We start from the raw sequence: 11,676 nt of genomic DNA, 5'->3' as shown, positions 1-11,676 counted from the left end.
GCGGCCTGCGGATCCGCGGCTGGTGCCCGGCGCGCGCCCGCCCCTAGGCTCGACCCCGTCCCGACAAGGTCGTCGGCTCCTCTCCCTCCCGTCGCCCCACCCCTCGCGGAAGAAGCCCATGACCGAAGCGCGCACGTCGTCCCCCGCCCCCGAGAGCACGGACGGGCGCGGCGCGCTCGACCGGTTCTTCGAGATCACGAAGCGCGGATCCACCTACGCGCGCGAGATCCGCGGCGGCGTCCTCACCTTCGTGACGATGGCGTACATCGTCGTGCTCAACCCGCTGATCCTCGGCGGCTTCAGCGCGGACGCGGCCACGCTCGACGTCGAGGGCAACTGGCTGCGCGCCTCGCAGGTGGGCGCCGCGACGGCCCTCACCGCGGGCGTCATGACGATCCTGTTCGGCCTCGTCGCGCGCCTCCCGTTCGCGTTCGCCGCGGGCCTCGGCATCAACTCCTTCCTCGCGGTCAGCGTGGTCGGCGAGGTCACCTGGCCGGAGGCGATGGGCCTCGTGGTCATCAACGGCCTCGTCATCGTGCTGCTCGCCACCACGGGCCTCCGCACCCTGATCTTCCGGGCCGTCCCGCGCGAGCTCAAGACCGCCATCACGGTGGGCATCGGCCTCTTCATCGCGTTCATCGGCTTCGTCGACTCCGGCTTCGTGCGCGGCACGGGCGTGCCCGCGTCGCCGCTCGCGCTCGGGATCGACGGGTCCATCGCGTCGCTGCCGACCGTCGTCTTCATCCTCGGCCTCGTGATCATGGGCGTGCTCATGGCCCGCCGCGTGCCGGGCGCGCTCCTCATCGGCATCGTCGCGACCACCCTCATCGCCATCGTCGTGGAGCAGGTCTTCCACATCGGCCCGTCGTTCACCTCGGGCACCACCGGCTGGAACCTCAATGCGCCCGTGCTGCCCGGCACCCCGGTCGCGCTGCCGGACCTCGGCCTCGTCGGCGCCTTCGACTTCGGCGCGTTCGGCCGCATCGGGATCATCTCGAGCCTGATGCTCGTCTTCACGCTCGTCTTCACGAACTTCTTCGACGCAATGGGCACCATGACGGGCCTCGCCAAGGCGGCCGACCTCTCCGACGAGCGCGGCGACTTCCCCCGCCTCAAGGGCGCGCTCGTCGTCGAGGGCTTCGGCGCGGTCGCCGGCGGCGCCACGTCGAGCTCGTCGAACACGGTCTTCATCGAGTCGGCCTCCGGCATCGGCGAGGGTGCCCGCACGGGCCTCGCGTCGATGGTCACGGGCGTGCTGTTCCTCCTGGCCATGTTCTTCACGCCGCTCACGCAGGTCGTGCCGCTCGAGGTCGCGGCCGCCGCGCTGGTGATCGTCGGCACGCTCATGGCGTCGCAGATCAAGGACATCGTCTGGACCGACTTCTCGGTCGCGCTGCCCGTGTTCCTCACGGTGCTCGTCATGCCGCTCACGTACTCGATCGCCAACGGCATCGGCGTCGGCTTCCTCTCCTGGGTGCTCGTGCGCTCGTTCTCGGGTCGCATCCGCGAGGTCTCGCCGCTGCTGTGGGTCGTCTCCGCGGGCTTCCTGGTCTTCTTCGCGCGCGGGCCCATCGAGCAGCTGCTGGGCGTCTGATCCGCGCACGTCGCGCGACCGCTGGCGGCCGCGCGGCGCCCAGCCCTGCGTAAGGTGGGACGGGACCCCCATCCGATGACGCACGGGAGCCCGCTCATGACCGACCTCGACAGCCGCGGCGACGTCCGCGAACCCCAGGAGTCAGCCAAGCGCTGGCGCATCGTCGGCCCCGGCCTCGTGGTGGCCGCCACGGGCATCGGCGCGGGCGACCTCGTGGCGACGCTCGTGGCCGGATCCCGATTCGGCTACGCGCTGCTCTGGGCCGCGGTCCTCGGCGTGATCATCAAGATCTTCCTGGTGGAGGGCGCCGGCCGGTACTCGCTCTCGACGGGGAGGACCATCTTCGAGGGCTGGCGCACCGTCGGCCGCTGGACCACGTGGTACTTCGGTCCGTACATCCTCATCTGGGGCCTCGTCTACGGCGCGGCCGCGATGAGCTCCTCGGCGCTCCCGCTCGCGGCCCTCTTCCCGGGCGTGGACCTCAAGGTGTTCGCCATCGCGTGCGGCCTCGTGGGCGCCGTCGTGGTCTGGTTCGGGCGCTACTCCGCGTTCGAGAAGATCATCGCGGTGTTCGTCGGCCTCATGTTCGTGACCGTCGTGGGCGCCGCGATCGTCACCGTGCCGAACCTGCCCGCGCTCCTCACGGGCCTCGTCCCGACGATCCCCGAGGGCGGCCTCGTCGTCGCGCTGAGCATCGCGGGCGGCGTAGGCGGCACCATCACGCTCGCCGCCTACGGCTACTGGCTGCGCGAGAAGGGCTGGGTCGCGCCCCGCTGGATGACGGTCATGCGCATCGACAACTCCGTCGCCTACGTGATGAGCGGGATCTTCGTGCTCTCGATGCTCGTCGTCGGCGCGGAGCTCCTGTACTCGGCCGACATCGCCCTGGCTGACGGCGAGGGCGGGCTCGTGCAGCTCGCCGACGTGCTGGGGGAGCGCTACGGCGCCTTCATGACCTGGTTCTTCCTGCTCGGCTTCTTCGCGACGTCGTTCTCGTCGATCCTCGGCGTCTGGAACGGCGTCTCGCTCATGTTCGCCGACTTCCTCGGCACCGTCCGCGGCCTCGACGTCGAGGACCCGCGCCGTCGCCTCGGCGGCAGCTACTACCGGGCGTTCATCCTCTGGCTGACCGTGCCGCCCATGGCGCTGCTGTTCCTCGACCAGCCGATCGGCCTGATCATCGCGTACGGCGTGCTCGGTGCCCTCTTCATGCCGTTCCTCGCGATCACGCTGCTCGTGCTCCTCAACACCGACCGCACCCCGCGCGCGTGGAGGAACCGGCCGCTCAGCAACACGGTCATGGGCCTCTCGGCGCTGCTGTTCGTGGTGCTCGGCGTGCAGCAGCTCGTGACGGAGGTCGGGAAGCTGCTGTAGCCGGCGGCGCGCGCGCTCAGTCGGCGGACGCGGCCTGGCGGACGGCGGGGGAGCCGTCGGTCGCGGCCTCGGCGCCGGCCTCCGCGGCGGGCGTCGGCGTCCGGAACACCACGAGCCGGTACAGCGTGAAGTTCCACACGAGGCCGATGAGCACCGCGGTCGCCTTCGCGATGTTGATCTCGAGGAACTCCTGCTCCGCGCTCGTGCCGAACATCAGGAGCGACCTGCCGAACGTCGTGTCGAAGCCGCGCTCGAAGAGCCAGATGACGCCGCTCTGCAGCAGCAGCGAGCTGAAGCCCGTGACCGCGAAGAACTTGAGGAACCGGCCGATCGTCACCGCCTCGCCGTGGCGGAACACGAAGAAGTGGTTGAGGAAGTACGAGATCGTGATGCCGACCGTGACCGAGATCAGGTTCGCGGCGAGCACGGGCATGTGGGCCGCGAGGATCAGCGCGTTGAGCAGCACGAAGTCGAGGGCCGTGTTGAGGAGCCCCGCGATGAGGAACCGGACGCGGCGGTCGGCGAGGAGTCTGGTCACGCTGATCCTCCCGGGCGGTCGCCGGACGGTTCGGCGGGTGCGCACGGCGTCAGGGCGCCGGGCCTCCCGAAGTGTAACAAGGAGATAACGGGCGACGGCCGTCCCGCGCGGTCGGATCCGCGTGCGCTGGCTAGACTCGACGAGGCCCGGATCCGGGTCATCCCCCGATTCGGAGACGGAACCACCAGCTTGAGCAGTCTCACGATCGTGATCCCCACCTACGAGGAGGCGCGCAACGTCGGGGAGCTGCTGCCCCGGCTCGCGGCCATGGCGGCGGAGAACGCCGACTTCCGGATCACGGCCATGATCGTCGACGACTCCTCGCCCGACGGCACCGCGGACCTCGCCCGCTCGATCGCGCCGAGCGTCGAGACGGAGTCCTTCCGGGTGCGCGTCGAGACGCGCGCGGAGAAGGCCGGCCTCGGGGCGGCGTACATCTGGGCCTTCGAGAAGCTGCTGGGGACCGAGGAGCCGCCCACCCACATCCTGCAGATGGACGCCGACCTCTCGCACGACCCCTCGTACATCACGGAGATGCTGCGCCGGGTGCGCGGCGGCGCCGACCTCGTGGTCGCCTCGCGCTACATCCGCGGCGGCGCGACCCCCGACTGGAACCTCAAGCGCCGGTTCCTCAGCGTCGGCGGCAACCTCTACACGCGCCTGTTCCTCGGCTCGCGGATCACCGACTACACCGGCGGCTTCAACCTCTACGAGACGGAGCTGCTGCGGCGGATCACGCCGTCCACCATCACGACGACGGGCTACGGCTTCCAGATCGAGATGAAGCAGCGCGCGCTGAAGCTCGCCAAGCGACCCACCGAGGTGGCGATCGTGTTCATGGACCGCACAGAGGGCGAGTCCAAGATCCCGAGCGACACGCTCGTGAAGAACCTGCTGCTCGTGCTGCAGCTCCGCTTCGGGCTCCGCCGGGGCTGACCCGTCGCGTCGCCTCCGCGGTCACGCCTCGGGTGCGTGCAGCGGATCGCCGGGGGCGCGCTGGTGCGGCCGGGCCGGCGCGATGATCGTGCCGCGCCGCCCGGACGCGTCGACCACGGGATCCGTCGCCCCGAGCACCTGCGACCGCGTGCGTCCGTGGCGCGCCCAGTACGCGGCGGTCCATGCGCAGATCAGGCCGTCGAGCAGGTCCTCGAGGTGCTTGTGCTGCCGCTCCACGATCGCCGGGCCGTCAGCGACGAGCGCGGCCGCGCGCGGGTGCGTCGACACGTCGAGCGGCGGATCCGCGTGCGCGAGCCCCGCGACCGCGTCGAGCACCACGCGGAACTCGGCCGCGCGATGGGGCCGGCGCTCGGCCGTCGCGAGCAGCGGGGCGAGGCGCTTGTAGCGCGGCTTCATGGAGTCGAACCCGAGCTCGGGCGCGCCGACCAGCGTCGTGTAGGGATAGCACTCGATCATCGTGCGGGCGTCGGCGTCGGGCGCGGCACCCGACCCGTCGTCGTACACCCAGCCCGCGTCCTCCAGTCGCCGACGCAGCGCGACCGCGCCCTGCGCAGGGCGTCCCGTGTTCGACGGGTAGGCGGCGATCCCGAGGCGGCCGTAGCGGGACGCGACCTCCTTCTCGGCGAGTCGGCTGCCCGTCGCGTTGGCGACGACGAGCGGCCCGTCGACCGCGGCGACCGCTCCGGGGCCGTCCCAGCGCGCGATCCAGTCGGCCACCTCGTCGATCCCGCGGGCCGTCGCGAGGTCGAGCACGCGGCCCGCCGAGTCGATGCACGCGAGCCCGGTCTCGCGGGCCGGACGGGTCGCGGTGCCCTCCGCCCAGGCGAGGTCGATCCCGAGGAAGCGGCGCATCCGACGAGCCTATCCGCGGGCCCGGGCGGCCTCGGCGCGGCGCGACCCCGCTAGTAGGGTCGGGGGATCCTCATGCCACGAGCGACGAGACGATGGAGCCTCCACATGACCCCTGTCAGCCCGAACGACGACCGCGTCCCGACCCCGGACGGCCACCCCGTCCGGACCGAGAGCGACAGCCTGGGGAGCATGGACGTCCCCGCCGACGCGTACTGGGGGATCCACACGGCGCGCGCGCTCGAGAACTTCCCCATCAGCCTGAGGCCGTTGAGCGTGTACCCGGAGTTCGTCGTCGCGCTCGCGCAGGTGAAGCAGGCCGCCGCCCGCGCCAACGTGCAGATCGGCGTGCTCGACGCGCGGAAGGCGAAGCAGATCGACGAGGTCTGCACCGAGATCATCGCCGGGCACCTGCACGACCAGTTCGTGGTCGGCGTGATCCAGGGCGGCGCCGGCACGAGCACCAACATGAACACCAACGAGGTCATCGCGAACCGCGCCCTCGAGCGGGCCGGCCACGCGCTCGGCGACTACCGGCACATGCACCCGCTCGACGACGTGAACCGCAGCCAGTCGACGAACGACACGTATCCGACCGCGCTCAAGGTCGCCCTCATCCACTCGCTGCTGCAGACGCTCGACGAGCTCGACCTGCTGCGCCGGTCGTTCCTCGCGAAGGGCGCGCAGTTCTCGCAGGTGCTCAAGGTCGGGCGCACGCAGCTGCAGGACGCCGTGCCCATGACGCTCGGCCAGGAGTTCCACGGCTTCGCGACCACGCTCGGCGAGGACCACGCGCGGCTCGGCGAGCTCGTGCCGCTGCTGTCGGAGATCAACCTCGGGGCGACGGCGATCGGCACGGGCATCACGGCGGACCCGAACTACGCGGCCGCCGTGCGCGGGCACCTCAGCGCCATCACGGGCTACACGCTCGTGACCGCGAGCGACCTCATCGAGGCGACGAGCGACGCGGGCGTGTTCATGACGCTGTCGTCGACGCTCAAGCGCGGCGCCATCAAGCTGTCGAAGATCTGCAACGACCTGCGGCTGCTGTCGTCGGGGCCGCAGGCGGGGCTCGGCGAGATCAACCTGCCGCCGCGCCAGGCGGGCTCCAGCATCATGCCGGGCAAGGTGAACCCGGTGATCCCCGAGGTCGTCAACCAGGTCGCGTTCTCCATCGCGGGCGCCGACGTGACGGTCACCATGGCGGCCGAGGGCGGGCAGCTGCAGCTCAACGCGTTCGAGCCCGTCATCGCGCACTCGCTGCTGCAGTCGCTGAGCTGGCTGCGGAACGCGGCGAAGACGCTGCGCGTGAACTGCATCGACGGGATCACCGCCAACACCGAGCGGCTCGCGGCGCAGGTGGAGTCGTCGGTCGGTGTCGTCACGGCGCTCACGCCGTACATCGGCTACGCCGCGTCGTCCAGCCTCGCGAAGACGGCGCTCATGACGAGCGCGTCGATCCCGGACCTCGTGGTCGAGGCGGGGCTCATGACGCGGACGCAGGTGGAGAAGATCCTCGCGCCCGACCGGCTCTCGGGGCTCGAGCCCGTGACGGCGGCCATGTCGGTGATCACGCCAGAGATGCTCGCGGCGCACGCCGCCGAGGAGGGCGGCCAGGCCGACTGACCCGCCCCCTGACGACGACAGCGCGCCGCGGCCCGACGGCTGCGGCGCGCTGTCACGTGCGGGGTGGCGTGCTCGGGATCAGGCGTCGTCGCCGGAGGTGCGGGCCGGGGTGGTGCCGGTCGCGTCGTCGGCGGGCGCGGCGTGAGCGGGCTCCTCGCGGTGCACGGATCCGGCGATGTCACCCGGCGTCGGCACGTGCGGGGCGTCGGCCGGCTCCGGCGTCGTCTTCGGCTTCGGGGTCGCCTTCTTCGCGGCCGCCTTGGGCTTCGCGGGTGCGGGTGCGGGAGCGGGAGCGGGTGCGGGCTCGGCGGCGGGTGCCGCGTCGGCGTGACCGTCCTGGGGGATCGCCACGGGACCGGTCTCGTCCTCGTCGTCGAACGACGCGAGGGCCTCGTCGCGCGCCTCGGCCGCGGTGAAGACGGCGCGGCGGCCGGCCTCCTCGCCGCGCTCGCGGAGGTCCTCGGCCGTGGCCTGGACGCGCGTGCGCGCGTCCTCGGCGGTCTCGACGACGCGGTCACGCACGTCCTCGGCCGTCTCCGCGACGCGGTGCCCGACCTCGGCGGCCTGCTGGCCGACGCGGTCGACGACGTGCTTGGTCTGGTCGGCCGTGCGGGTGCCCAGGTCCTTGGCGGTGTCGCCGACCCGGCCCGCGATGTCCTGCGTGGTGCTGCCGACGCGACCGGCGACGTCCTGCGTGGTGGTGCCGATGCGCTCGCCCACGGTGTGCGCGGTGCGGCCGACGGCGACAGCGGCGCCCTGGACCGCGTGGCCGACGAAGTCCGCGACCTCGCGGGCGGTCTCGACAGTGCGCTCGACGACGACGGGGCCCTTCTCGTCGAGCACGGTCTGCGCCTGGCGGACGCCGCGCTGGACGGGCTCGCTCGACCAGACGGCGCGCGAGGTGCGCGCGATCCCCTCGTAGCGCTTGCGCCCGGCGCGCGCGCCGAGGACGTATCCGGTGCCGATGCCGGCGAGGAAGAGGAGACGGTTGATCATGCGTCGAGCCTAGACGCGGCGCACGTGCGTCGGCCGGGAGGCGCTACGCGTCCTTCTCGCCTCGACGGCCGGTGGTGTCGTGCAGCTCGTCCGTCTCGGGATCCACGGCGTCGGGTGCCGAGATGTCGGCGTCCTCCGGGATGGAGTGGTCGTGGATCGGGTCCTGCTGCGGGTCGGTCATGCGATCGACCCTACGCGCGCCCCGGAACGCGCGGCTCGCGACTCAGAGGATGCGCGTGTGCGTCGTGAGCGAGCCGATGCCCTCGACGGACACCGTGACGGTGCTGCCGTCCTTGAGGAAGATCTGCGGGTCGCGCGAGTACCCGGCGCCGCTCGTCGTGCCCGTGGAGATGAGCGTGCCGGGCAGCAGCGTGGAGGAGGTCGAGAGGTACGAGACGAGGCGCGCGACCGTGCGGACCATGCCGCTCGTGCGGCCGTCCTGCACCGTCTCGCCGTCGAGCACCGTGGTGATGCGGAGGTCCTGCGGATCCGGCACCTCGTCGCGCGTGACGACGACGGGACCCGTGGGGGAGAAGCCGTCGAAGCTCTTGCAGCGGCTCCACTGCTGCTCCGAGAACTGGAGGTTGCGGGCCGTGATGTCGTTGACGACCGTGTAGCCGAAGACGTGGTCGAGGGCGTCCGCCTCCGACACGTCGCGCGCGGCCCTCCCGATGATGACGCCGAGCTCCACCTCGTAGTCGACCTCCTCGCTGAGCGAGCGCGGCCAGCTCGTGGTGCCCTCGTGGCCCGAGAGCGAGTTGGGCCAGAGCGCGAAGACCGTGGGGGCGGATGCGCTCGTGATGTTGAGCTCCTCGGCGTGCGCGGAGTAGTTGAGGCCCACGGCGTAGACGGCCGGCGGGCGGAGGATCGCGGAGGCATGCGTGAGGCCGTCCACCGGCGTGGTGCTGGTGCGGCTCGCGACGGCGCGCTCGACGGTCGCGCGCACGCGGGCCATCTCGTCGTCGCCGCGCTCGATGAGGTCCTGGAGGTCGCGCGGGGAGTCGTCGAGCACCTCGTCGAGGAAGAGCGCCTCGCCCTCGGAGACGATCGCGGCCAGTCGGGGGGTCACGCCGTCGTCGGCGAGCAGGTGGGCGAACTTCATGACCCCGAGCGTATCGGGCGCGCGTGGACGGGCGAGGTTGCGGTCATAACGTGCATGGGAAGGTCCGCCGCACCTGCGCGCGCGCCGGTCAGTCCTCGCGGACGACCTCGTCGGGCGACTTGTCGTGCCGCCAGCCGCGCCACGACGCCTGGCGGAGGCGGCCCGTCGAGGTCCACTCGGCGAACTCGACCTCGCCGACGAGGCGGGGCGTGATCCAGTGCGCGTCGCGGGCGTCGGCGGCGGGCACGTCGGCGAATGGGCTGGTCTTGCGGGCGAGCGGGTGGAAGCGGCGGAGCGCCTCGGCGAGGTCGCGCTCGGTGAAGCCCGTGCCGACGCGGCCCGCGTACGCGAGGCCGTCGGGGCCGGGGACGCCGACCAGCAGCGAGCCGACGCCGGATGCGCGGCCGCCGGATCCGGGCCGCCACCCGCCGACCACGACCTCCTGCGTCCGATGGTGCTTGATCTTGATCCATGCGCTCGACCGGCGGCCCGACTCGTAGGGCGCGTCGACGCGCTTGGCGACGACGCCCTCGAGTCCGAGCTCCCGGCTGGTGGCGAGCGCCCCGTCGAGGTCGCCGTCGAAGGCGGGCGGGACCTGGATCCGCCGGCGGCCCGGCGACCGGACCGCGTCGAGGAGCGCGGCACGGCGATCCCGGTAGGGCTCCTCCACGAGCACGCGGTCGCCGATCGCGAGCGCGTCGAAGAGCATGAGGTGCACGGGCGCGGCCTTCCGGGCGCGCGCGATCTCCTTCTCGCCCGTGAGGCCGAGGCGGGTCTGCAGGAGGCCGAAGTCGGGGCGGCCGCCCGCGCCCAGCACGACGATCTCGCCGTCGAGCACGGCGGCGTCGACGTCGAGGGAGTCGGGCAGCTCAGCGAGCTCGGGGAAGGCGGGCGTGAGGTCGACGCCGTTGCGGCTCGTGATGGTCGCCCGGCCGTCGGCGACGACGGCGATGGCGCGGTAGCCGTCCCACTTCATCTCGACCGCCCACTCCTCGGCGGGGTCGAGGCCGGCACCGGTCGCGGCCGTGGCGAGCATGGGTGCGGGAGCGGACGCGGATCCGCCCTTCCGCCGCGCGCCGACGCGCGTGCGTCCGCCGGCCTTCGCGAGCGCCGCGGGCCGTGCCGGCCTCGCGTGCGCCTTCGCGTGCGCCTTCGCCGGCGCGTCCGCCGGCTCCATCAGGTGGATCAGCCAGTTCGCGTCGGCCTTGCCGTGCCCGCCCGTGTGGATGAGCGCGTACCGCCGGGGCCCGTCGATGCCGGTGCCGTCGCCCGTGCCGTGCAGCGTCGCGATGACCTCCTCGCCGTCGCGCCACTTCTCCAGCTCGAAGGTGCCCGCGTCCCAGATGGTGACCTCGCCGCCGCCGTACTCGCCCGCGGGGATCGTGCCCTCGAAGGATCCGTACTCCAGAGGGTGGTCCTCGGTCTGCACCGCCAGGTGGTTCGTGCCGTGCTCGGTGGGCACGCCCTTGGGGAGGGCCCAGCTCACGAGGACGCCGTCGTGCTCCAGCCGGAAGTCCCAGTGCAGCGCGCGGGCGTGGTGCTCCTGGATCACGAAGGAGCGGCCCTCCGAGGGCGCGGGCGACTCCGCCGGCACGGGCTCGCTCGTCTTGGCGGCGTCGCGCTTGGACCGGTAGGTCGCGAGGCGGTCGTCGGCGGGCGCGTCGGCGTCGGGCTCCTTCCGCGCGAAGCCCGCGAGCCGCTCGCGCGTCGGCTCGAGGCTCTCGCGGTGGCCCTCCTCGACGGGGGCGAGCGGATCCCGACGCTTCCGCATCCGCGCGACGACCTCGTCCAGCTCCAGGTGCCGGAGCGTCGGCGACGCGAGCTCGCGCCAGGTGCGCGGCACGGCGACCATCGGCCGGGAGCGCCCGCGCAGCGAGTACGGCGCGACCGTGGTCTTCGCGGGGTTGTTCTGGCTCCAGTCGACGAGGACCTTGCCCTCGCGCAGCGCCTTCCTCATGTCGCTGACGACGAGGTCGGGGTGGTCGGCCTCGAGCGCGCGGGCGAGCTCGTGCGCGACCTCGGAGATCGCATCCGCGTCGTGGCTGCCGTCGAGCGCGGCGTAGAGGTGGATCCCCTTGGATCCGCTCGTCACCGGGTACGGGTCGAGGCCCATGTCGCGGAGGATCGCCCGCGCCGCCTTCGCGACCTCGACGCACTCGGGGAGGCCGGTGCCCGGGCCAGGGTCGAGGTCGAGCACGAGCCGGTCGGGGCGGCGCACGTCGCCCGTGCGGCCGAAGCGCCACTGCGGCACGTGCAGCTCGAGCGCCGCGATCTGCCCGAGCCAGGTGAGCGTCGCGACGTCGCCGACGAGCGGGTAGTCGTTCGCGTGGTCGCGGTGCTGGATCGCCCGCCGCTGCACCCACTCCGGCGTGTGCGCGTCGAGGTCCTTCTGGAAGAACATCTTCCCCGGCGACTCGTCGGTGCCGACGCCGTCGACCCACCGCTTGCGGGTCACGGGCCGGTCGCGGAGGTGCGGCAGCATGTGCGGCGCGATGGCGGCGTAGTACGCGATGACGTCGCCCTTGGTCGTGCCGGTGGCCGGGTACAGCACCTTGTCGAGGTTCGTGAGCGCGATCCGGTGCCCGTCGACCTCGACCTGCTGCTTCGTCCCCGCCATCGCTCCAGCATGGCCCTGCCGGT

10 protein-coding genes are annotated in these 11,676 nt (G+C 72.5%); 4 read left to right on the top strand and 6 right to left on the bottom strand.

Annotated features, from left to right (window positions below; translation table 11 throughout):
• The first annotated feature begins 118 nt into the window (after positions 1–118).
• On the top strand, positions 119–1,594 hold the full coding sequence (locus FGD68_RS12865) for an NCS2 family permease (RefSeq protein ID WP_119372803.1): 1,476 nt from the start codon (positions 119–121) through the stop codon (positions 1,592–1,594).
• Positions 1,595–1,690: 96 nt separating this feature from the next.
• Complete coding sequence (locus tag FGD68_RS12860) at positions 1,691–2,968, top strand: Nramp family divalent metal transporter (protein ID WP_119372808.1); 1,278 nt, start codon at positions 1,691–1,693, stop codon at positions 2,966–2,968.
• A 16-nt stretch (positions 2,969–2,984) separates the two neighbouring features.
• Here FGD68_RS12860 and FGD68_RS12855 read toward each other — a convergent pair whose 3' ends face one another.
• Positions 2,985–3,506, bottom strand: coding sequence for a GtrA family protein (locus FGD68_RS12855; protein WP_119372804.1), 522 nt, complete (start codon positions 3,504–3,506; stop codon positions 2,985–2,987).
• Between the two features lie 189 nt (positions 3,507–3,695).
• Here FGD68_RS12855 and FGD68_RS12850 point away from each other — a divergent pair, with 189 nt between their 5' ends.
• Complete coding sequence (locus FGD68_RS12850; RefSeq protein WP_119372805.1) at positions 3,696–4,442, top strand: polyprenol monophosphomannose synthase; 747 nt, start codon at positions 3,696–3,698, stop codon at positions 4,440–4,442.
• A gap of 21 nt (positions 4,443–4,463) precedes the next feature.
• Here the strand turns inward: FGD68_RS12850 and FGD68_RS12845 are convergent, their stop codons facing one another.
• Positions 4,464–5,315, bottom strand: coding sequence for a DUF429 domain-containing protein (locus FGD68_RS12845; protein WP_119372806.1), 852 nt, complete (start codon positions 5,313–5,315; stop codon positions 4,464–4,466).
• A 105-nt stretch (positions 5,316–5,420) separates the two neighbouring features.
• Here FGD68_RS12845 and FGD68_RS12840 point away from each other — a divergent pair, with 105 nt between their 5' ends.
• Positions 5,421–6,938, top strand: coding sequence for an aspartate ammonia-lyase (locus tag FGD68_RS12840; protein ID WP_119372807.1), 1,518 nt, complete (start codon positions 5,421–5,423; stop codon positions 6,936–6,938).
• Between the two features lie 78 nt (positions 6,939–7,016).
• Here FGD68_RS12840 and FGD68_RS12835 read toward each other — a convergent pair whose 3' ends face one another.
• The 4 genes from FGD68_RS12835 to FGD68_RS12820 form a co-directional block, all read right to left on the bottom strand.
• Entirely contained in the window at positions 7,017–7,934 is a 918-nt protein-coding gene (locus FGD68_RS12835; protein ID WP_237609528.1) for an apolipoprotein A1/A4/E family protein, read from the bottom strand.
• Positions 7,935–7,977: 43 nt separating this feature from the next.
• The gene (locus tag FGD68_RS12830; protein WP_182480978.1) at positions 7,978–8,115 is read right to left on the bottom strand and encodes a hypothetical protein; all 138 of its coding nucleotides are present in this window, start codon (positions 8,113–8,115) and stop codon (positions 7,978–7,980) included.
• A 42-nt stretch (positions 8,116–8,157) separates the two neighbouring features.
• The gene (locus tag FGD68_RS12825) at positions 8,158–9,036 is read right to left on the bottom strand and encodes a fumarylacetoacetate hydrolase family protein (RefSeq protein ID WP_119373682.1); all 879 of its coding nucleotides are present in this window, start codon (positions 9,034–9,036) and stop codon (positions 8,158–8,160) included.
• 88 nt (positions 9,037–9,124) lie between these two features.
• Positions 9,125–11,653 carry an ATP-dependent DNA ligase gene (locus FGD68_RS12820; protein ID WP_237609527.1) on the bottom strand — a complete coding sequence of 843 codons (2,529 nt, stop codon included), beginning with the start codon at positions 11,651–11,653 and terminating at the stop codon, positions 9,125–9,127.
• Between the last annotated feature and the right edge of the window lie 23 nt (positions 11,654–11,676).

It is taken from the genome of Clavibacter californiensis (assembly GCF_021952865.1).
GTDB lineage: Bacteria > Actinomycetota > Actinomycetes > Actinomycetales > Microbacteriaceae > Clavibacter > Clavibacter californiensis.
The sequence above is the reverse complement of the archived record's forward strand: the minus strand, read 5'-3'. Positions and strand labels throughout refer to the sequence as shown.